At 64.6% G+C, this 20,911-nt stretch carries 16 protein-coding genes; 4 read left to right on the forward strand and 12 right to left on the reverse strand.

The annotated features are described in order from the left end of the window. Position 1 precedes the first annotated feature (1 nt). Entirely contained in the window at positions 2 to 856 is an 855-nt protein-coding gene (locus ASD71_RS17590) for a DMT family transporter (protein WP_056567461.1), read from the reverse strand. Between the two features lie 152 nt (positions 857 to 1,008). On the opposite strand from ASD71_RS17590, the gene htpX reads away from it, so the two are divergent. Further along, the gene (gene htpX / locus ASD71_RS17595; RefSeq protein ID WP_056567464.1) at positions 1,009 to 1,890 is read left to right on the forward strand and encodes a protease HtpX; all 882 of its coding nucleotides are present in this window, start codon (positions 1,009 to 1,011) and stop codon (positions 1,888 to 1,890) included. A 159-nt stretch (positions 1,891 to 2,049) separates the two neighbouring features. Here the strand turns inward: htpX and ASD71_RS17600 are convergent, their stop codons facing one another. Continuing rightward, positions 2,050 to 3,441 carry an L-serine ammonia-lyase gene (locus tag ASD71_RS17600; protein ID WP_056569404.1) on the reverse strand — a complete coding sequence of 464 codons (1,392 nt, stop codon included), beginning with the start codon at positions 3,439 to 3,441 and terminating at the stop codon, positions 2,050 to 2,052. Between the two features lie 175 nt (positions 3,442 to 3,616). On the opposite strand from ASD71_RS17600, the gene ASD71_RS17605 reads away from it, so the two are divergent. Further along, entirely contained in the window at positions 3,617 to 5,278 is a 1,662-nt protein-coding gene (locus ASD71_RS17605) for a Na/Pi cotransporter family protein (RefSeq protein WP_056567466.1), read from the forward strand. Positions 5,279 to 5,576: 298 nt separating this feature from the next. Here the strand turns inward: ASD71_RS17605 and ASD71_RS17610 are convergent, their stop codons facing one another. The 3 genes from ASD71_RS17610 to polA all read right to left on the reverse strand — a co-directional run bounded on the left by ASD71_RS17610 (position 5,577) and on the right by polA (position 10,082). Continuing rightward, the gene (locus tag ASD71_RS17610; RefSeq protein ID WP_056567468.1) at positions 5,577 to 6,365 is read right to left on the reverse strand and encodes a dienelactone hydrolase family protein; all 789 of its coding nucleotides are present in this window, start codon (positions 6,363 to 6,365) and stop codon (positions 5,577 to 5,579) included. Between the two features lie 57 nt (positions 6,366 to 6,422). After that, positions 6,423 to 7,262 (reverse strand): ZIP family metal transporter, encoded by an 840-nt coding sequence (locus ASD71_RS17615; protein WP_056567477.1) that lies wholly within the window; start codon positions 7,260 to 7,262, stop codon positions 6,423 to 6,425. A 102-nt stretch (positions 7,263 to 7,364) separates the two neighbouring features. Then, positions 7,365 to 10,082 carry a DNA polymerase I gene (polA, locus tag ASD71_RS17620; RefSeq protein WP_056567486.1) on the reverse strand — a complete coding sequence of 906 codons (2,718 nt, stop codon included), beginning with the start codon at positions 10,080 to 10,082 and terminating at the stop codon, positions 7,365 to 7,367. 52 nt (positions 10,083 to 10,134) lie between these two features. Here polA and ASD71_RS17625 point away from each other — a divergent pair, with 52 nt between their 5' ends. Further along, a complete protein-coding gene (locus ASD71_RS17625; RefSeq protein ID WP_056569405.1) occupies positions 10,135 to 10,761 on the forward strand; it encodes a TIGR00730 family Rossman fold protein in 627 nt (208 codons plus the stop codon). A gap of 75 nt (positions 10,762 to 10,836) precedes the next feature. Here ASD71_RS17625 and ASD71_RS17630 read toward each other — a convergent pair whose 3' ends face one another. Beyond that, entirely contained in the window at positions 10,837 to 11,700 is an 864-nt protein-coding gene (locus ASD71_RS17630) for a LysR family transcriptional regulator (RefSeq protein WP_056567489.1), read from the reverse strand. Between the two features lie 106 nt (positions 11,701 to 11,806). Between ASD71_RS17630 and ASD71_RS17635 the strand changes: the two genes are divergently transcribed. Continuing rightward, positions 11,807 to 12,205, forward strand: coding sequence for a hypothetical protein (locus ASD71_RS17635; RefSeq protein WP_056567491.1), 399 nt, complete (start codon positions 11,807 to 11,809; stop codon positions 12,203 to 12,205). A gap of 312 nt (positions 12,206 to 12,517) precedes the next feature. On the opposite strand, the gene typA is transcribed toward ASD71_RS17635, so the two are convergent. The 6 genes from typA to rimP form a co-directional block, all read right to left on the reverse strand. Further along, a complete protein-coding gene (gene typA / locus ASD71_RS17640) occupies positions 12,518 to 14,341 on the reverse strand; it encodes a translational GTPase TypA (protein ID WP_056567494.1) in 1,824 nt (607 codons plus the stop codon). Beyond that, a complete protein-coding gene (gene truB / locus ASD71_RS17645) occupies positions 14,338 to 15,090 on the reverse strand; it encodes a tRNA pseudouridine(55) synthase TruB (RefSeq protein ID WP_056567497.1) in 753 nt (250 codons plus the stop codon). The genes typA and truB overlap by 4 nt, the downstream gene beginning before the upstream one ends. A gap of 41 nt (positions 15,091 to 15,131) precedes the next feature. Next, positions 15,132 to 15,533 (reverse strand): 30S ribosome-binding factor RbfA, encoded by a 402-nt coding sequence (gene rbfA / locus ASD71_RS17650; protein ID WP_056567500.1) that lies wholly within the window; start codon positions 15,531 to 15,533, stop codon positions 15,132 to 15,134. A gap of 21 nt (positions 15,534 to 15,554) precedes the next feature. Next, positions 15,555 to 18,611: a translation initiation factor IF-2 gene (gene infB, locus ASD71_RS17655; protein ID WP_056567505.1), complete on the reverse strand. Its 3,057-nt coding sequence runs from the start codon at positions 18,609 to 18,611 to the stop codon at positions 15,555 to 15,557. Positions 18,612 to 18,708: 97 nt separating this feature from the next. Next, positions 18,709 to 20,187, reverse strand: coding sequence for a transcription termination factor NusA (gene nusA, locus ASD71_RS17660; RefSeq protein ID WP_056567508.1), 1,479 nt, complete (start codon positions 20,185 to 20,187; stop codon positions 18,709 to 18,711). After that, positions 20,184 to 20,684: a ribosome maturation factor RimP gene (gene rimP / locus ASD71_RS17665; RefSeq protein ID WP_056567511.1), complete on the reverse strand. Its 501-nt coding sequence runs from the start codon at positions 20,682 to 20,684 to the stop codon at positions 20,184 to 20,186. Before rimP ends, nusA begins: the two co-directional genes overlap by 4 nt. Positions 20,685 to 20,911 lie beyond the last annotated feature (227 nt).

Here is a 20,911-nt window from a genome sequence, read left to right on the forward strand (position 1 = left end):
TTCAGACCGGTTTGGGATCGCGCATGGTGCGCCACACCGACAGCAGGCCCGCGAAGATAATGAGGCCCATGCCGGCCCAGGCCACGGCGTCCAGATGGTCGCCCCAGAAGCCCATGCCAATCAGCGCCGCAAAAATGATGGTGCTGTACTGCAGAGCGGCGGTCAGCAGCGCCGACCCCATGCCGAACGCCCGGGTCATGGCCAGTTGGCCAAACAGCCCCGCCACGCCGACGCCCAGCAGCGAAAGGTAACCGGTCCAGTCCGCATAGCCCCAGCCTTCGAACGCCAGTCCGGCGGCGCTGGACGCGCACACGGCGACCGAGAAGAACAGGACGGTGCGCCATTCGGGCTCGCCGATGCGGCCCAATTGGCGGATCTGCATCATCGCGATCGCGGACATGGCGCCCGCCCCCATACCGAGCAGGGCGGCGAGCCACTGGTCTTCGTTGATGCTGGGCCGCAGCACGGCAATGACGCCCATGAACCCCAGCGCCACGGCCAGGATCCGCACCGGGTCGCGCTGCGCCCCGCCCCACCCCAGCATCCAACAGGCGATAAACAGCGGCGCCGTGTAGTTCAGGCTGGTGGCCGTGGCCAAAGGCAGGTGGGAGATGGCGAAAAAGCCCAGCCACATCGACGTGACGCCGGACAGATTGCGCCAGATGTGCAGCTTCCAGCTCGTGGGAATGATGGACTGGCGGCCGGCGCGCGCCCAGAGCAGCAGCAGGATCACCGACGGCAGGCCGCGAAAGAGCACGACCTGCGGCAGCGACGCGCCGTGTTCGGTGCCGAGCTTCACGAACGACCCCATGATGGCGAACATGGCGGACGCCACCAACATCCAAAGTGCCTGCATGCGGGTCTACGCTAAGGGAAAAGGGGGAAGGAATAAGGGAAAGCGATACTATACTCTCCGTCACCGGGAGCGGAGCCGGCGAGTCGGGGAACTGGCGAGGCCCCGCGATGTCGAAACCCGGTTATTTGCCGCTCGCAGAGGAATAAAAAAACATGAAACGCATTGTTCTGTTCGTCATTACCAACCTGGCCGTCATGCTCGTGCTGTCGGCCACGCTGCGCATCCTGGGCGTGGATCGTGTCATCACGGCCAACGGGATCAACTTCAACGCGCTCCTGATCTTCTCGGTCGTGGTCGGCTTCACCGGCGCCATCATCTCGCTCCTCATGAGCAAGCCCATGGCCAAGTGGAGCACCGGTGCGCAGGTGCTGGATCCCAACGCGCCCCGCAACCAGCGCGAAGCCTGGCTGGTCGACACGGTCCACCAACTGGCCGATCGCGCCGGCATCGGCCGCCCCGAAGTCGCCATCTACGAAGGCGCCCCCAACGCGTTCGCCACCGGCGCGTTCAAGAACGACTCGCTGGTCGCCGTGTCGACGGGCCTCTTGGAAAGCATGTCCGAAGAGGAAGTCGCAGCCGTGCTGGCGCACGAAGTCGCGCACATCGCCAACGGCGACATGGTCACCCTGACCCTGATCCAGGGCGTGGTGAACACCTTCGTCATTTTCCTGGCGCGCGTCGTCGGCTACTTCATCGACCGCGTCGTGTTCAAGAACGAACGCGGCATCGGCCCGGGGTACTTCGTCACGGTGCTGGTCTGTGAAATCATCTTCGGCGTCCTGGCTTCGATCATCGTGGCCTGGTTCTCGCGCCAGCGCGAATACCGCGCCGACGCCGGCTCGGCCCACCTGATGGGCGCCCGCGAACCGATGATCCGCGCTCTAGCCCGCCTGGGTGGCCTGGAACCGGGCGAACTGCCCAAGTCCTTCGAAGCGTCCGGCATCACCGGCAAGGGCGGCCTGGCCGCCATGTTCGCCTCGCACCCGCCGATCCCGGCCCGCATCGCCGCGCTGCAGAACGCCCGCGTGATCTGATCGGTCACCGGCCGCAAAAAAGCCCGCTTCGGCGGGCTTTTTTTGCGTGCTTATCTGACGCATTTGGCTGGATGGGTGTCTGACACCCTCTGAGATGTTGCGACAAGCCCGAGATCATCTCCCCAGGGTGTCAGACACCTTGTCACCGCAGCACGCCGCTCAGCACTCGACGATATTCACCGCCAAGCCGCCCCGCGCGGTTTCCTTGTACTTGGTCTTCATGTCGGCGCCGGTTTCGCGCATGGTCTTGATGACCGAGTCCAGCGACACATAATGCTGGCCGTCGCCGCGCAGCGCCATGCGGGCGGCGTTGACGGCCTTGACCGATGCCATGGCGTTGCGCTCGATACAGGGAATCTGCACCAGTCCGCCGACCGGGTCGCAGGTCAGGCCCAGGTTGTGCTCCATGCCGATTTCGGCCGCGTTTTCCACCTGTTCCACGGACCCGCCCAGCGCCGCCGCCAGTCCGCCGGCCGCCATGGAACAGGCCACGCCGACTTCGCCCTGACAGCCCACTTCCGCGCCGGACAGCGACGCGTTGTACTTGTACAGCAGCCCGATGGCAGCCGCGGTCAGCAGGAAGTCGCGCACGCCCTCACGGTTGGCGCCCGGCACGAAACGATCGTAATAGTGCAGCACCGCCGGGATGATGCCCGCCGCGCCGTTGGTGGGCGCGGTGACCACGCGGCCGCCCGCAGCGTTTTCTTCGTTGACGGCCATCGCGTACAGGTTCACCCAATCCATGACGGAAAGCGGGTCGGACAGCGTGCGCTCGGCGCGCTGCGTCAGGTTGCGGTACAGCTCAGGCGCACGGCGGCGCACGCGCAACGGGCCCGGGAGTTCGCCGTCCGCCTCGGGATAGTTGATGCCACAGCCGCGCGCCACGCAGTCCTGCATCACCTGCCAGATCCGGTCCAGGCCGGCGTTGACTTCCGAGGCTTCGCGCCAGGTCAGCTCGTTCTGCATCATGATCTGCGCGACGGTCATTCCGTTTTCCTGGCACATGGCAAGCAGCTCCCGCCCCATGCGGAACGGATATGGCAACTGGTCGTGCGCGGCGATGACCTGGCTGTTGGACGCGCCTGCGGTGACGACGAAGCCGCCGCCCACGGAGAGGTAGCGCGCCTCGCGCAGGCTCTGGCCGTCGGCGTCGAATGCATGGAATTTCATGCCGTTGGGATGTTCGGCCATAGCTTCGCGGCGATAGAACATCAGGTGTTCCTTTTCCACGAAGGGCAGCGGGTACTTGCCCAGCAGCGGCAATTGGCGGCTGGCGCGCACGGACGCGACCATGCCGGCGATGGCGGCCGGGTCGACCGTGTCGGGCGCCTCGCCCATCAGCCCCAGCAGCACGCCCTTGTCGGTGCCGTGTCCCTTGCCGGTGGCGCCCAGCGATCCGTACAGTTCGGCCCGCACGCTGGCGACGCGCGGAATCAGGCCGTCGCGCTCCAGGCCCTGGGCGAACAACAGCGCCGCCCGCATCGGACCCACCGTGTGTGAGCTCGACGGGCCGATGCCCACCTTGAACAGATCGAAAACAGAAACGGCCACGCCAAACCCCACGACATCCACAAATGATCAGGCAATGATACGCGCAGGCCCGCGCGCACGCAGTAATGCCCCGCCGGGCGTATCCTGTATCTTCGCGCCGGGTGTCAAAGCCCGCCGCGGCATGCGATCATTACAGAATTATTACTTGTCATAAAAAGAACGGAAAAACGCCTGGATGTCTGGACTCATTACCCTGCTTGACTTCGCCGGCTACGTGGCGCTGCTGCTCTGGGGCGTGCATATGGTGCAAACGGGCGTGCAACGCGCGTTTGGCGCCGCACTGGGCGCGGCACTGGGACGCGCCCTTGGCACACGGCTGCGGGCATTCTTCGCCGGCCTGGGCATCACGGCGGCGTTGCAGAGCAGCACCGCCACCGGCCTGATGATCACCGGCTTTGCCGCAGGCGGCGTCGTCGGATTGGTGCCCGCCCTGGCGGCCATGCTGGGCGCCAACGTCGGCACGACGTTGATCGTTCAGTTGCTGTCCTTTGACCTGACCGAACTGGCGCCGATCCTGATCCTGGCCGGCGTCTGGATGTTCCGGCGCTACCCGCCGGGCCGCACCCGCGACCTGGGCCGGGTCTTCATCGGCCTGGGCCTATTGCTGCTGTCGCTGCATCAGCTCGTCGAGCTTTTCGCCCCGTTCCAGACCGCGCCCATGCTGGGCATGATCCTGGACGCGCTGGCAACCCAGCCGGTCGCCGCAGTGCTGCTGTCCGCGGCGTTCACCTGGGCGGCGCACTCCAGCGTGGCCGTGGTGGTGCTGGTGATGTCGCTGGCCAGCCACAACATGGTGGCGCCGCACGTGGCGTTTGCGCTGGTGCTGGGCGCCAACCTGGGCACGGCGATCAACCCGATGATCGAAGGCGTGACCGGCGACGATCCCGCCGCTCGCCGTCTGCCGCTGGGCAACCTGCTGACGCGGGTGCTGGGCGTGCTGGCCGGCCTGCTGCTGTTGCCGTTCCTGCAGCCCTGGATGAGCGACCTGGCGCGGGACCCCGCCCGCGCGGTCGCCAATTTCCACACCCTGTTCAATGCCGTCATCGCCCTGGCCTTCCTGCCGCTCCTGACTCCGTACGCCGCCCTCCTCACCCGCTGGCTGCCCAAGCGCGCCGACCCGAACGACCCGTCCCGGCCCCAATACCTGGACGAATGGGCGCACGACGTGCCGGCGGTCGCGCTGGGCAACGCCGCGCGCGAAGCCCTGCGGATGGCCGACATGCTGCAGACGCTGCTGCTCTACGCGCGGGCGGGCTTCAAGCGCGACAACCGCCACCGCATGGTGCAGGCGCGCCAGCTCGACGGCGCGCTGGACAAGCTGGAAAACGCCATCACGACATACCTGGCAACGCTCGACCAGGAAAACATGACCCGCGAGGACATCCAGCGGCTCGACGACATCCTGGCGTTCACCAGCAACATCGGCCATGCCGGCGATATCGCCCATCACGGGCTGCTCAGCCACGTCGCCAAGCTGCGTAAACAGGGATGGACGTTCTCGCCCGAGCAACGCGCCAGCCTGGACGACACCCTGGGCCAGCTCATCGCCAACCAGCGCACGGCCGCCGCGCTCTTCGTGAACGACGACCTGCGCCAGGCACGTTCGCTGGCCGGCGAAAAGGCGCGATTCCGCACGATCGAAACCCGGGCGGCCGACACGCACCTGCAGAAGATCAAATCGGGCGAAGTGGACGCGGCGGAAGTCGGCGCGCTGTACCTGGACATCCTGCGGGACATGAAGGGCATCAACTCGCATCTGGTGGGCGCGGCGGCGTATCCGCTCCTCGCACGCCACGGCGAGCTCCTGCCCAGCCGTTTGCGCGAAGCGGGGAATTGAGGGCCCCCACGCCGCACGCGCTCCGCGCGCTTGCTGCCCCCCGAGGGGGCGGCCCCGCCTTCGGGCGGCCGAGCGGCGGGGCGGCTGTTGACTGCCCCCACGCCGCACGCGCTCCGCGCGCTTGCTGCTCCAGGTGTCAGACACCCATTGAGACGCCCCTCCCAGTCGACGGCTATCTCCGCCGGGTGTCTGACACCGTCCCAAGCACACTGGAGCATGAAAAAGCCGACCCTCGGGTCGGCTTACTTTTTCATGGGTCACATCCGGTGAGCCAACCTGGTGGCTCACCCTTCCCCCCTCACAGATACCGCTTGAACCACTCCAGCATCCGCGACCACCCATCCTTCGCGGCCTCGGGCTGATAACTGGCGCGGTAATCCGCCAGGAACGCATGGTCGGCTTCGGGATACACCACGATGTCGGACAGCTTCGCGGCGGCGTTGCCGGCGGCCAGCTTCGTCTTCATGGCTTCCACGTCAGAAAGCGGAATGCTGCCGTCGCGCCCGCCGTACAGGCCCAAAACGGGGCCGTGCAGCTCATGCGTCACATCCAGCGCCACGCGCTTGATGAGCGGTCCATGGCCCACACTGAGCTTGCCGTACCAGGCCACGCCCGCCTTCACGTCAGGGTTGTGCGCGGCGTACATCCACGTCAGACGCCCGCCCCAGCAGAAACCCGTCACCGCCACGCGGCGCGCGTCCCCGCCATTGGCGGCAGCCCACGCCACGCTGGCGTCCAGGTCGCCGAACACCTGTTCGTCCGGCACCTTGCTGACGAGTTCGGAAATGAGCTTCGGGATATCGGTGTAGGCCGAGGCGTCGCCCTGGCGCTGATACAGATCGCACGCGACGGCCAGATAGCCGGCCTTGGCGACCCGGCGGCAGATGTCCTTGATGTGCTCATGCACGCCGAAGATCTCCTGGATCACCAGCACGATCGGCAGATCGCGCTGCCCCTCGGGCGCCGCGTAATAGGCGCTAATCGGGCCGTCGGTGACGGGAAGCTGGAAATCTCCGTGGACGAGGCCCCGCGTGTCCGTGTGGATCACGGTGGGAGCGACATTGCCGGCGGCGGTGGAAAAACTCATGGAGAACTCCTTGGTTGGGGTCGACGAAAGCCGGCCATCCCCACCGCCTTGCCAGCGCTAGTGCTGGTGGCCGTGCTCCGCATGCGGCGCGCCATGGTCAGCGTGCCCGCCATGGTCGTGGCCGTGGTGCATCAGGGTCGTTACGCTATAGATCAGCGCCACGCCCACACCGACCAGCAGCAACTGCGGGACGGCATCGGACAGGGATACCCGCTCGTGCATCTGCGGCATCAGGTCGGCCACCGAGATATACAGGAAGCTGCTGGCGGCAACCACCAGAATGTACGGCGTCCAGTCCTGCGCCTGCTGCAGCACGAAGTAGCCTATTATGCCGCCGACCGCTGAACACAAGCTGGTAAAGAGAATCAGCGCGAACGCCCGGCGCCGGCGCAGGCCCGCGTTGATCAGAACGACGAAATCGCCCAGCTTGTGCGGTATCTCGTGGATGATGATCGACGCCGCCGTCAGCACGCCCAGCAGCGGGTCGGTAAGAAACGCCGCGGCGATCAGGACGCCGTCGCACAGGTTGTGCAGCGAACTGCCGATCAGGATGAGCATCCCGCCGCGCCCCGCCTCGTGCCGGTCGTGCCCCTTGTGATGATGATGGCCGTCGCCTTCGTGGTGATGGCTGTGGCGCAGCAGCGCTATCTTTTCCAGCACGAAGAACCCGATCAGCGATGCCAGCATCAGCCCGAAAAGCACATGCGCGTTGCCGACGCCGGTTTCGAACGCTTCGGGCAGCAGGTGCAAAAGCGCGACCGACAGTAGCACGCCCACCGACAGGCTCACCATGTGATGCAGGTATTTGGCAAAGACCTTGTAAGCGAGCCAGCTCGCGATGAGGACAGCAATAAGGCCACCGGTGATGGTGGCGAGCAGGACCCAGAGCAGCAACATGGAGGGGGAGAAGATCAGGCGGGGGGAAGCGCAACATTATATTGTTGCAATCCAAAAACCGGAAATGGGCCGTCCGAAGACGGCCCCGGCGCCAATCTGTCCCTAGTGCGCCTGCTCCCAGTTCTTGCCGACGCCCACTTCCGCCACCAGCGGCACGCGCAGCGTCGCCACGTTGCACATCAGGCGCGGCAGGGCCTCCTTGACCAGCTCCAGCTCGTCGTCCGGCGCTTCCATCACCAGTTCGTCGTGCACCTGCATGATCATGCGGGTCTGCAGCTTTTCAGCATCGAGCCAGTCCTGCACCGCCACCATGGCCATCTTGATCAGGTCGGCCGCCGTGCCCTGCATCGGCGCATTGATGGCCGCCCGTTCGGCGCCCTGCCTGCGCGGACCCGAGGCGCCGCGGATCTCCGGCAACTGCAGCCGACGTCCAAAGACGGTTTCCACGTAGCCCTGCTCGCGCGCCAGGCGCCGCGTGTCGTCCATGTACATGGCCACGCCGGGATAGCGCGCAAAGTAGCGGTCGATGTACGCCTGCGCGGCGTCGCGCGTGATGCCCAGGTTGGACGCCAGGCCAAACACGCCCATGCCGTAAATCAGGCCGAAGTTGATGGCCTTGGCGGCACGGCGCTGATCGGTGGTCACGGCGTCCAGCGGCACGCCGAACACTTCGGATGCGGTGGCCCGGTGGATGTCCTCGCCGGCTGCGAACGCGCTTTGCAGATTCGCGTCGTCCGAGACGTGCGCCATGATGCGCAGCTCGATCTGCGAGTAGTCCGCGGACAGCAGCAGGCCGCGCTCGGCAATGAACGCCTCGCGCACGCGCCGCCCTGCCTCGGTGCGGACCGGAATGTTCTGCAGGTTGGGATCCGACGACGCCAGGCGTCCGGTGATGACGGCGGCCTGCGAATAGTGCGTGTGCACCCGCCCGGTCGCCGGATTGATCATGCGCGGCAGCTTGTCCGTGTAAGTCGACTTCAGCTTGGACAGCCCGCGGTAGTCCAGCAGCACCTGCGGCAGCGGATAGTCCAGCGCCAGCTTGCTCAGCACTTCCTCGTCCGTGGACGGCGCGCCGCTCGCGGTCTTGCGCACCACCGGCAGCTGCATGCGGCCAAACAGGATCTCGCCAAGCTGCTTGGGGGAATTCAGGTTGAACGGCTGGCCGGCCAGTTCGTAGGCCTTCTGCTCGAGTTGCAGCATCTCCTGGCCCAGCTTGTTGCTCTGGCGGCCCAGTTCCGCGGCATCGACCTTCACGCCGTTGCGTTCGATGGTGGTCAGCACGCCGGACACCTGCATTTCCAGGCGATAGATGCGCTCCAGCCCTTCGTCGGCGGCGACCATCGGACGCAGCACCTGATGCAGCTGCAACGTGAAGTCGGCGTCTTCAGCCGCGTAATGCCCGGCCTTGTCCACCGCCACTTCGTCAAAGCCGATCTGCTTGGCGCCCTTGCCGCAGAGGTCTTCGTAGGACACGCCGCTGCGTCCCAGATAACGCTGCGCCAGATCGTTCAGGCCCACGCCGCGATGCGATTCCAGCACGTAGGCCTGCAGCATGGTGTCTTCGGCGGCGCCGGCCAGGCGGATGCCCTCGTTGGCGAACACATGCGTGTCGTATTTGGCATGGTGCAGCAGCTTGGCGCGCGCCGGGTCTTCCAGCCAGGGTTTCAAACGGGCCAGCACCTCGTCCTTGGGCAACTGGACCGCGCCATCCGGTCCGCGGTGCGCGACCGGGATGTAGCAGGCCACCCCGGGCGCCACCGACATCGACAAGCCCACCAGCCGGGCCTGCATCTCGTCCAGCGACGTCGTCTCGGTGTCCAGTGCGATCAGTGAGGCTTGCTGCATCAGTTCCATCCAGGCGTCGAACGCGGCCCAGTCGGAGATGATGCGGTAATCCAGCGTGGCGGGCGCGGCGGGCGCCTCGTGCGCGATGCGCGCATCGCCCGCGGGCACGCGCTCGACATCGCCGGTCAGGTCGCGCAGCCACGTGCGGAATCCGTAGCGTTCGTACAGTTCGGTCAGCGTGGCGTCGTCGCGCGGGCGCGGCGTCAGGTCGTCGACGTTGTCGATGTGGCCGGTCAGATCGCAATCGCACTTGACCGTAAGCAGCTGACGCGTCAACGGGAAATTGGGAATGGCTTCGCGCAGGTTGTTGCCGGCCACGCCCTTGATGCCGTCGGCGCCCTCGATCAGCTTGTCAATCGAGCCAAATTCCGTAATCCATTTGGCCGCCGTCTTGGGGCCGACCTTGGTGACGCCCGGCACGTTGTCGACCGTGTCGCCCACCAGCATCAGGTAGTCGACGATACGGTCAGGGGGCACGCCGAACTTGTTCACGACGCCGGCTTCGTCCAGGACCTCGCCGCTCATTGTGTTGACGAGCGTGACGTGGCCGTTGACCAGTTGCGCCAGGTCCTTGTCACCCGTAGAGACGATGGTGTGAACGTCGTGTTGCGCGGCACGATGTGCCAACGTGCCGATGACGTCATCCGCTTCGACGCCCTCGATCGCCAGCACCGGCCAACCCAGCGCACGCACCGCGCGGTGGATGGGATCGATTTGTGCTGCTAGATCCTCAGGCATAGGGGGACGGTGCGACTTGTATTCCGGATACAGATCGTCCCGAAACGTCTTGCCGCGAGCATCGAAGATACATGCGGCATACTCTGCCTTATGGTCAGATACAAGCTTGCGCAGCATATTGACCACGCCGTAAAGCGCACCAGTCGGTTCGCCTTGCGCGTTGCGCAAATCGGGCATAGCGTGGAAAGCGCGGTACAAGTAGCTTGAACCGTCGACCAGTAATAGTGTTTTTTTCATGGTTACAAAGGCAGATATGGATACACCCGCCGGCAAACAAATTCCGCTGATTATGTCAGAGATAAGGACGGCGGCAGACAAGCTCGCTCACATCGGGCCCGCAGTCAGCGTTTTCGGTAGCGCACGAGTCAGCCGTAATTCCCCGTACTATGAAACCACCATCGCGATCTCCGCGGCGCTGGCCGAAGCTGGCTTCGCAGTCATCGCGGGCGGCGGCCCCGGCATCATGGAAGCCGCCAATAAAGGTGCATTTGAAGCAGGAGGCACGAGCATCGGGTTGAACATCAGCCTGCCGCACGAAGCCCACAACAACGAATTCCAGACCATCAGCCTGTCCTTCGAATACTTTTTCCCTCGCAAGGCGGCGTTCTTCATGCACAGCTTCGCCTACGTGGCGATGCCCGGCGGCTTTGGCACGCTGGACGAGCTCTTCGAAGCGTTGACGCTCATCCAGACGGGCAAAGTCCCGCCGGCGCCGATCGTGCTGGTCGGCAGCGAATACTGGTCAGGATTGGCCGAATGGCTGGGCGATCAGGTGCTCGGCAATGGCATGATCGCCGCCCACGACCTGGACCTTTTCATCATCGAAGACGACCCCGTCAAGGTGGTGCGCAAGGTCGTGGAATTCCACGAACGGGTGATGTCCTCCGAACAGTACGCCCCTTCCCTGCCCGCCTGACACGGCGGCCGTGCTGCGGACAGGGGTTGCCCGCGCCTGCCCGCACGCACCGCGACTTCCAGGTCAAGGCGATTCCTACGTCATCGCTTTGACGATCGCCTCGCGCGCCAGCCCCACGAACTCGCTTTCGCCGGGGCGGGCAGCGAGCAACCTGAATTCCACCGATGGCAACGCGGGCAGGCCGGGCGCCTGCAGCCGCGCCATGCCCGCACCGAGCGCCGATTCGTTCAGGCAGGCAACACCCAATCCCGCGGCCACGGCCAATTGCAACCCAGCCACGCCGGACGCCACGTGCGACACGGCATAAGGCACGCCACGGCGGGACAGCAGCCGCTCGACGTATTGGCGCAACGCACAGGTTTCCGGCAAAGCCAGCAACGGCAAGGGCTCGGCCAGCGGCGGCATCCCGCCCTCGGCGGCCATCCACAGCAGCGGTTCACGGCGCAGCAGCGCGCCGTCGGCTCGGCCGCGCGTCGCCCCCCGCTCCTGGATGACCATCGATATGCCGACGTCGATTTCGCCGCGCGCGTAAGCGGCCTCGATGGCGCCGCTTTTCATGATGGTCACGTGCAGCCGCACCTGCGGATACTGCTCGTTCAGGCGCCGCAGCAGGCGTGCGACGTCCCCGGGCCGGAAGTAATCGGTAATGCACAGGCGCAGTTCGCCCCGCAGCGCGACGCCGCGCATATCGCGATAGGCCTCGTCGCTCAGGGCCAGGATCGAACGTGCATGCGCCAGGAGGCGCTGGCCTGCCGGCGTGGCGCGCACACCTGCCTTGCCGCGCACCAGCAGCGGCTGACCCGCCCTGTCCTCCAGCTTTCGCATCTGTTCACTGACGGAGGATTGCGACAGGAACACCTTGGGCGCCGCCGCCGTCAGGCTGCCCGCGTCCAGCACCGCGACCAGCGTGCGAAGCTGGTCCAGATCAAATCCGCTCACGATTTATCCAACGGCTATGGCGATGGATAGAATCGTAAATTCCCGCTTTTCCGATGTCAACGCGCTTTCTACACTGGCCCTGTACCTACCCACCCGGAGAGCCGTCATGCCCCACATCGTCATCCATCGTTCCGGCACACCCGATGCCGACGTTGACCAACGCATCGTCGAATCCGTCGCCGCGCTGACCCAGTCCGTGCTCGGGAAAAAGCTGCCCGTCATCGCCATCACGCTGCAACACATTCCGCACGAACTCTGGTTCATCGGCGGGCGTCCCTTGTCCGAGCTTGGCAAGAACGCGTTCCACCTGGACATCAGCGTCACGGACGAGACCAACACCAAGGCCGAGAAGGCGCGCTTCATCAAGGACATCTACGGGGCCTTCCAGGACATCCTGGGCGAGCTGCACGAGTGCTCGTACGTGCACGTCATCGACGCGCGCGCCGCGGCTTACGGTTATGGCGGGCGTACGCAGGAGTACCGGCACCAGCACGGCGCGTTGTAGGCAGCGGCCCCTGATCCGACCTGCGATAGGTTAAGAGGCGCCGCAAGCACCGGGGACGGTGTCAGACACCCCGGGGAGCGGCGAATCAGCATGCAACAACACTTCTGTGGGTGTCAGACACCTTGCAGAACTTCGGCCAAGGTGTCTGACACCCGTCAGAAGTGACCGCCAAGCAGGCCAAGGTGTCTGACACCCGTCAGAAGTGACCGCCAAGCACGTCTGGCACCTTGCCAAGCAAACAAAAAGCCGCGCACCCGAAGGTGCGCGGCTTTTCAGTGATCTGGCATCAAGCGGCAGCGGCCGCCTTCAGGCTCAGACCGCGGCTTCGCGCGCGGCGCGCTTGCGCTCGTTTTCGAGCAGGTAGCGCTTGCGCAGACGGATCGACTTCGGGGTGATTTCCACCAGTTCGTCGTCGTCGATGAATTCCACGGCGTATTCCAGCGACATCTGGATCGGCGGAACCAGGCGCACGGCTTCGTCGGTGCCCGAGGCGCGCACGTTGGTCAGCTGCTTGCCCTTGATCGGGTTCACGACCAGGTCGTTGTCACGGCTGTGGATGCCGATGATCATGCCTTCGTACAGCGCATCGCCCGGATTGACGAACATGCGGCCGCGATCCTGCAGCTTCCACAGCGCGTAGGCCACGGCGTCGCCGTTGTCCTGGCTGATCAGCACGCCGTTGCGGCGTTCGCCGATGGAGCCTTCCTTGATCGGCGCGTATTCGTGGAAGATGTGGCTCATCAAGCCCGTGCCGCGCGTCAGCGTCAGGAATTCGTTCTGGAAACCGATCAGGCCGCGGGCCGGGATCAGGTATTCCAGACGCGTACGGCCACGGCCGTCCGGCTGCATGTCCTGCAGGTCGCCCTTGCGGCGGCCCAGCTCTTCCATGACGCCGCCCTGGTGGGCGTCTTCGACGTCAACGGTCAGCGATTCGAACGGCTCGCACTTCACGCCGTCGATGTCCTTGAACACCACACGCGGACGCGACACGGCCAGCTCGTAGCCTTCGCGGCGCATCGTTTCCAGCAGAATGGTCAGGTGCAGTTCACCACGGCCCGACACTTCGAAAACCGTATCGTCACCGGTGTCGCGAACGCGCAGCGCCACGTTGGACTTCAGTTCGCGGTCCAGGCGATCGCGAACTTGGCGGCTGGTCACGAACTTGCCTTCGCGGCCGGCCAGCGGCGACGTGTTCACCATGAAGTTCATGGTCAGCGTCGGTTCGTCGATGCGCAGCATCGGCAGGGGTTCCTGCGTGACCGGGTCGGTCACGGTGCAACCAATGCCCAGGTCTTCAATGCCGTTGATCAGCACGATGTCGCCGGCTTCGGCTTCTTCCACCACGACGCGCTCCAGGCCGTGGAACTTCTGGACCTGGTTGATGCGGCCGCGGCCGCCTTGACCATCGGGACCGAACTTGTAGGCCACTTCCATGCCAGGGCGCATACGGCCACGGTTGATGCGGCCCACGCCGATCTTGCCGACGTAGCTGTTGTAGTCCAGCGAGATGATCTGCATCTGCAGCGGACCGTTGGGATCGTCATCGCGCTGCGGCACGTGCTGCAGGATGGCTTCGAACAGCGGACGCATGTCGCCTTCGCGCACATCCGCGGTGAGGCCGGCGTAACCGGACAGGCCCGACGCGTAGACGACCGGGAAGTCCAGCTGCTCGTCGGTGGCGCCCAGCTTGTCGAACAGGTCGAACGTGGCGTTGATGACGAAATCCGGACGGGCGCCCGGACGATCGACCTTGTTGACCACGACGATGGGCTTCAGGCCCAGAGCCAGTGCCTTGCGCGTCACGAAAATGGTCTGGGGCATCGGGCCCTCGACCGCGTCAACCAGCAGCAGCACGCCGTCAACCATGGACAGCACGCGCTCGACTTCACCGCCGAAGTCGGCGTGGCCCGGGGTGTCGACGATGTTGATGTGGGTGCCTTCGTATTCAACGGCACAGTTCTTGGCCAGAATCGTGATGCCACGTTCCTTTTCCAGGTCGTTCGAGTCCATGACCCGTTCGGTCAGCGCCTGGTTTTCGCGGAAGGTGCCGGATTGGCGCAGCAGCTGGTCGACCAGGGTGGTTTTTCCGTGGTCAACGTGGGCGATGATGGCGACGTTGCGCAAGGCGCGAGTCATAGCGAGTCCTTTAAGGTCAGGGTGGAGGGCAGCAAGCCCTCCGGCAATTCGTTCAGTGCAAGCAATGCCTGCTTGGGGTCTGGCATGGCCTGCAAGGCTTCCAGTTCAACGGCGCGTTCCAGAGAGAAGGGCCCGACGTGCGTGCGCCGCAGCGCCGTCAGGTGGGCGAAACAGCCCAGCACGCGCCCGATGTCCTGGGCCAGTGTTCGGATGTATGTGCCTTTACTGCAAGCCACATCGATCTCTGCCTGCGTCCCGTCAAGGGACAACAGCTCGATGCGGTGAATCGTGATCTTGCGCGGCGCGCGTTCCAGCTCGATGCCCGCGCGGGCGTACTCGTACAGCGGCTTGCCGTCGCGCTTGAGCGCCGAGTACATCGGCGGAATCTGCTCGATGGTGCCCGAGAAACGTGACAGCGCGTCGCGCAGCGCCTGTTCCTCGACGGCAAAACCGGGTTCGGCGGTCGCCGTGACGTTGCCCGTCAGGTCGCCGGAATCGGTTTCCGATCCAAATTGCAGCGTAGCGCGATATGCCTTGTCGGCGTCAAGCATCGCGCCGGAAATTTTGGTGGCGCGTCCCATGCAGCACACCAGCAAGCCCGTGGCAAAGGGGTCCAGCGTGCCGGTATGGCCGGCCTTTGCCGCGTCCATGGCGCGTTTGGCGCGCTGCAAGGCGTGATTGCTCGACAAACCCACGGGTTTATCAAGCAACAGCACACCGTCGAGCGCAAGCCCGCGTCGTTTAGCCATCGTCGAAATCCGGAAAAATTGAAGCAGTGACGACAGCCCGATCAGGACTGGTCTTCTGGCTCGTCGGGTACGCCCGAGTGCGGGCCGGGGCGGTTTGCGCGGTCGATGAGGATCGACATCTCGATGCCACGAGCGACCTGCTCGTCGTGGAAGAAGCGCAAAGTGGGGACAGTGTGGATGTGCAAAAGCTTGTAGAGCTGCGAATGCAGCCAGCCGGCCTTCTCGTTCAGCAAGGTGGTGGCGGCTTCGGGCTCGGCGCCCAAAACCGTGAACCACACCTTGGCATGCGCGTAGTCGGTCGACAGTTCCACACCCGAAATCGTGATCAATCCAGCGCGTTTGGTGTCGATCTCGCGCTGGATGATCCCGGCCAGATCCTTCTGGATCTGGTCGGCCAGCCGCAGATTGCGGCCGGGAATGGCTTTGGACTTGTGACGGCTCATTAACAATGCCTGGCGCCTGCTTTACAGCGTGCGCGCAATTTCCTTGATTTCAAAGACTTCCAGCTGGTCGCCCACCTGGATGTCATTGTTGCCGCGCAGCGTCAGACCGCAATCGAAGCCCGACTTGACTTCCTTGACGTCGTCCTTGAAGCGGCGCAGCGACTCGAGGTGCCCCGTCCAGTGAACAACGTTGTTGCGCAGCAGGCGGACCTGGGAATCGCGGCGCACGATGCCATCCAGCACCATACAACCGGCGATGTTGCCGAGGCGGGAGATGCTGTACACCTCGCGGATCTCGACCAGGCCGATGATTTCTTCCTTCTTCTCGGGGGCCAGCATGCCCGACATGGCGGCCTTAACCTCATCCACGGCGTCGTAGATGATGTTGTAGTAGCGCACATCGATGCCGTTGTTCTCGGCAAGCTTCTTGGCGCTGGCGTCGGCGCGCACGTTGAAGCCGATGACGACGGCGTGCGAGGCGATGGCCAGGTTGATGTCGGTTTCCGAGATGCCGCCGACCGCAGCGTGCACGACTTGCACACGCACTTCGTCGGTGGACAGCTTGACCAGCGATTGCACCAGCGCTTCCTGCGAACCCTGCACGTCGGTCTTGACGATGAGGGTGAGGGTCTGGGTGCCTTCGCCGAGGTTGTCGAACATCGATTCGAGCTTGGCGGCCTGCTGGCGGGCCAGCTTGACGTCGCGGAACTTGCCTTGACGGAACAGCGCGATTTCGCGCGCCTTGCGCTCGTCGGACAGTGCCATCAGTTCGTCACCGGCGGCCGGCACTTCGGTCAGGCCCTGGATCTCAACAGGGATCGAGGGGCCGGCCGTCTGGATCGGCTTGCCGTTTTCGTCGAGCATGGCGCGCACGCGGCCAAAGCTTGCGCCGGCCAGCACGACGTCGCCGCGCTTGAGCGTGCCGCTTTGCACGAGGATCGTCGCGACCGGGCCACGGCCCTTGTCCAGACGGGCTTCGATGACGAGACCCTTGGCGGGTGCGTCTTCCGGCGCCTTCAGTTCCAGCACTTCGGCTTGCAGCAGAACGTTTTCGAGCAGGTCGTCGATGCCCTCGCCGGTCTTGGCGGACACGCCCACGAACGGCACGTCGCCGCCGTATTCTTCCGGCACGACTTGTTCGGCAACCAGTTCCTGCTTGACGCGATCCGGGTTGGCGGAAGGCTTGTCGATCTTGGTCACGGCCACGACGATCGGCACGCCTGCGGCCTTGGCATGGTGGATGGCTTCACGCGTCTGCGGCATCACGCCGTCGTCGGCGGCGACCACCAGAATCACGATGTCGGTCGCCTTGGCGCCGCGGGCACGCATGGCGGTAAACGCCTCGTGGCCCGGGGTATCAAGGAAGGTCACCATGCCGCGCTCGGTGCGCACGTGGTAGGCGCCGATATGCTGCGTAATGCCGCCGGCTTCACCCGCGGCAACCTTGGCGCGGCGGATGTAGTCCAGCAGCGAGGTCTTGCCGTGGTCGACGTGGCCCATGACGGTCACGACCGGCGCGCGCGGCAGTTGCTCGGCTTCGGATTGGGTGGCGGTGTCGTCCAGGAAGGCTTCCGGGTCGTCCAGCTTGGCGGCAATTGCCACGTGGCCCAGTTCCTCGACCACGATCATGGCCGTTTCCTGGTCCAGCACCTGGTTGATGGTGACCATCTGGCCCAGCTTCATCAATTGCTTGATGACTTCGGCGGCCTTGACGGACATCTTGTGGGCCAGGTCGGCCACGCTGATGGTTTCCGGCACGTGGACTTCACGTGCGATGAATTCCTGCGGCGCCGGTTCGTTGCGGCGGTCGTTCTGCTGATTGCGGCCACCACGGCCGCCCGACTTGCCACCGCCCTTGCCACCCGCACGCCAGCCATCGCGGCTGGCCGGGGCTGCCGGCTTGTCGGCGGGCTTCTTGCGCGACGAATCATCGGACCAGGTCGAAGCAACTTCGGCGGTCTTGATGGTCTTCTTGGCGCCGGGCGCGGCGGGCTTGGCGTCCTTCTTGGCCGCGGGTGCGGCGCCGGGCTTGCCGGCAGGCTTGTGCAGCGTGCCGGAGATCGGCGCGGCGGCAGGCGCCTCGGGCTCGGGCGCGCGCAGCACCTTGCGGGGACGGTTCAGCATTTCGCGCAGCGCGGCGGCCTCGGCCTCGGCGGCGCGGCGAGCTTCGTCGCGGCCTGCGGTCGTGGCGGAAGCGGCCAGCGGCGGCGCGGCACGGCGGTTGTCGACGCGACCACCCACCTTGGGCGCAGCGGCGGGCGCGGCGGCGGCGGGCTTCACGGATTCGGATTTCGCGGCAGGCTGCGCCTGGGCGACAGGCGCGGCGGCCTGGGAGGAAGATGTTTCGGACTTATTGGCTAGCACAGCGGGTTCCGGCTTGGCTTCTTCAGCCAGGGGCTCGGTGGTTTCAGTCTTGATTTCGGGCTTGGCCTCTTCGGCCACGGGCTCGGCAGGAACAGCCGCCGGCGTCGATTCGGGTTCAGGCTGTGCCTGGACTTCAGGCGCTTTGGCCTCGACGGGGGCGGGCGCTTCGGCCGCGACGGGTTCGGTTGCCGCGGGCGCTTCGACCGTGGCGGGGGCTTCGGCAGCGGCGGGCTCCTGCTGCGGCGCTTCGGCCTGGGCGGGAGCTTCGGCCTCTACAGGCGCCGTTTCGCGTGCTTCTGCAGCGACAGGCGCCGCGTCAGCTGCGGGAGCAGCCGGTGCGGAAACCTGCGGAGCGGCTTCAGCCGCAACTTCTTCTTCGGAAGGAGCCGAAGCTGCCTGTTCCAGAGCGAGTTCGGACGGGTCGCGCTTGACGAAGACGCGCTTCTTGCGCACTTCGACCTGAATCGTGCGCGAACGCCCGGTAGCGTCTGCTTGCCGGATCTCGGAAGTCTGGCGGCGCGTCAGCGTGATCTTCTTGCCTTCGGTTGCGCCGTGTGCGCGACGCAGCGATTCGAGCAATTTCGCCTTGTCGCTGTCGGTGACGGAGTCGTCAACCGATTTGAGGTCAACGCCAGCCGAACGCAGCTGATCCAGCAGCACGTTGGCAGGCATTTTCAGCTCGGTAGCGAACTGGGCGACGGTATTACTCGACATTAGGCTCTCTCTTCCCTATAGGCAGCTATTACAAACAACGTGAACTTGCGGTGGATGAAGCGGCAGCATCGCCCACCGCAGACCCGTGTCCTTTTGGTTATTCTTCGTCGAACCAATGGGCGCGGGCACGCATGATGAGATCGCTGGCTTCTTCTTCGGTCAGACCGGCGATTTCCGCCAATTCGTCCGTCGCCAATTCGGCCAGATCATCACGCGTATGCACTTGACGCTCGGCCAGCTTGGCGGCCAGTTCCGGCGTCATGCCTTCGAGTTCAAGCAAATCCTGTGCGGTCTCAAGACGCTCTTCCTGGGCGATTGCCTCGGTCAGCAGCGCATTGCGGGCACGGGCGCGCAACTCGTTGATGGTGTCTTCGTCAAACGCCTCGATTTCCAGCAATTCCTGCATGGGAACGTAGGCGATTTCCTCGATACCGGTAAATCCTTCGTCGATCAGGATGTCGGCGACTTCCTCGTCGACGTCGAGCTTGCTCATGAACGTGGTGCGCAGACCCGAACGCTCGACTTCCTGGCGATTCAGGCTTTCTTCCGGCGTCATGATGTTGATCTGCCAGCCGGTCAGCTCCGACGCCAGGCGCACGTTCTGGCCCTTGGCGCCGATGGCCTTCGGCAGGTTTTCCTCGTCGACCACGACGTCCATCGCATGCTTGTCTTCATCGACAACGATGGATTCGACGTTGGCCGGCGCCAGCGCGCCGATGACGAATTGCGCGGGATCTTCGGACCACAGCACGATGTCGACCTGCTCGCCGCCGAGTTCGTTGCGCACGGCAGTCACGCGCGAACCGCGCATGCCCACACACGTGCCGATGGGATCGATACGCTTATCGTATGCCACGACGGCGATCTTCGCACGCACGCCAGCATCGCGGGCGGCGGCCTTGATCTCGAGCAGACCCTGCTCGATCTCGGGCACTTCGTTCTCGAACAGCTGGCGGATGAACTCGGGCGACGTGCGCGACAGGATCACCTGCTGGCCGCGCGCGGCGTGGTCAACACGCAACACGAAAGCGCGAACACGGTCGGCAACCCGCAGGTTTTCCTTCGGGATCATTTCGGAGCGCGGCAGGCGCGCTTCGATCTTGCCGGTTTCGACGATGGCGTCGCCCTTGTCCATGCGCTTGATCGTTCCGGACACGATGGTTTCACCACGATCCAGGAAGTCGTTCAGCACCTGTTCGCGCTCGGCGTCGCGGATCTTTTGCAGGATCGCCTGCTTGGCCGCCTGAGCGCCGATACGGCCGAACTCGATGGGTTCGAGGGGCTCTTCGATGAACTCGCCTTCCTTGATGCCGGGGACGATTTCTTCGGCGTCCGACAGCATTTCCTGCTTGTCGGGTTCTTGCAGACCGGCCTCATCGGGCACGACCAGCCAGCGGCGGAAGCCTTCGTGGTCTCCCGTTTCCCTATCGATGGAAACACGAATGTCCGCATCATCCTTGAAGCGCTTTTTCATGGCCGAGGCCAGCGCACTTTCGAGAGCGCCGAACACGACGTCACGCGTGACGTTCTTTTCACGCGCCAAGGCATCGACCAACAGAAGAATTTCGCGACTCATCGCTTTTTGCCCTTGAAATCCAGAACGGGATCCAGTTTTGCACGCTCGATATCTTCGACCGTGAAATTCAACACCTGGACTTCGTTCTTTTTTGCCTCAAATTCGAGACCGAACACGGTCTTGTGCATTCCAGCAGCGTCGGAAGCTGCGGCCTCGTCTTCCGGCACGGTCAACGTGCCCGAAAAGACCTTGCGGCCGTCCAATGCCTCGCGCAGCTTGATTTCGATGCGCTCGCCTGCGAAACGGCGGAACTCCGCCTCGGTGCGCAGCGGGCGGTCCACGCCCGGCGAACCCACTTCGAGGCGCTTGTAGTCGATGTTCTCGACCTCAAAGACCCGCGACAATTGGCGGGACACCTGCTCGCAGTCTTCGATGCGCACACCGCCGACCCGATCGATCGTGACGCGCAAAAGGCCCAGGGCGGCACGCTCGACGTCGACAAGTTCAACGTCCATGCCGGCCAGAGCCTCTTCGGTCAATGCGAATAAATCAGCCATATACTCAAAAAAAATGGGCTGCACGCCCAGCCCACCGATATTGCACAGAGCCCAGCCGCTTCCCTACTACACGTAAGGAGCAATGCTGGGCAGTGCCCTCTATTGCGACCTAATTTTTGGCTTGCGCCGCCCTGATTGCCCTACCCGGTGCCTGACCCGGCTGCCTATCCCGGTCTGACCGGGTCAAGCTGGGGTTGGCTGGGTTTGACTGCATACTGCGGCGCTTT

This window comes from Achromobacter sp. Root565 (genome assembly GCF_001427425.1).
Lineage (GTDB): Bacteria > Pseudomonadota > Gammaproteobacteria > Burkholderiales > Burkholderiaceae_B > Achromobacter > Achromobacter spanius_D.

Bases quoted from the DNA above. Each gene is read 5' to 3' on its own strand.
- ASD71_RS17590 (WP_056567461.1), bottom strand. From the start codon at position 856: ATGCAGGCACTTTGGATGTTGGTGGCGTCCGCCATGTTCGCCATCATG.
- htpX (WP_056567464.1), top strand. From the start codon at position 1,009: ATGAAACGCATTGTTCTGTTCGTCATTACCAACCTGGCCGTCATGCTC.
- ASD71_RS17605 (WP_056567466.1), top strand. From the start codon at position 3,617: ATGTCTGGACTCATTACCCTGCTTGACTTCGCCGGCTACGTGGCGCTG.
- ASD71_RS17610 (WP_056567468.1), bottom strand. From the start codon at position 6,365: ATGAGTTTTTCCACCGCCGCCGGCAATGTCGCTCCCACCGTGATCCAC.
- ASD71_RS17615 (WP_056567477.1), bottom strand. From the start codon at position 7,262: ATGTTGCTGCTCTGGGTCCTGCTCGCCACCATCACCGGTGGCCTTATT.
- polA (WP_056567486.1), bottom strand. From the start codon at position 10,082: ATGAAAAAAACACTATTACTGGTCGACGGTTCAAGCTACTTGTACCGC.
- ASD71_RS17625 (WP_056569405.1), top strand. From the start codon at position 10,135: ATGTCAGAGATAAGGACGGCGGCAGACAAGCTCGCTCACATCGGGCCC.
- ASD71_RS17635 (WP_056567491.1), top strand. From the start codon at position 11,807: ATGCCCCACATCGTCATCCATCGTTCCGGCACACCCGATGCCGACGTT.
- typA (WP_056567494.1), bottom strand. From the start codon at position 14,341: ATGACTCGCGCCTTGCGCAACGTCGCCATCATCGCCCACGTTGACCAC.
- truB (WP_056567497.1), bottom strand. From the start codon at position 15,090: ATGGCTAAACGACGCGGGCTTGCGCTCGACGGTGTGCTGTTGCTTGAT.
- rbfA (WP_056567500.1), bottom strand. From the start codon at position 15,533: ATGAGCCGTCACAAGTCCAAAGCCATTCCCGGCCGCAATCTGCGGCTG.
- infB (WP_056567505.1), bottom strand. From the start codon at position 18,611: ATGTCGAGTAATACCGTCGCCCAGTTCGCTACCGAGCTGAAAATGCCT.
- nusA (WP_056567508.1), bottom strand. From the start codon at position 20,187: ATGAGTCGCGAAATTCTTCTGTTGGTCGATGCCTTGGCGCGTGAAAAG.
- rimP (WP_056567511.1), bottom strand. From the start codon at position 20,684: ATGGCTGATTTATTCGCATTGACCGAAGAGGCTCTGGCCGGCATGGAC.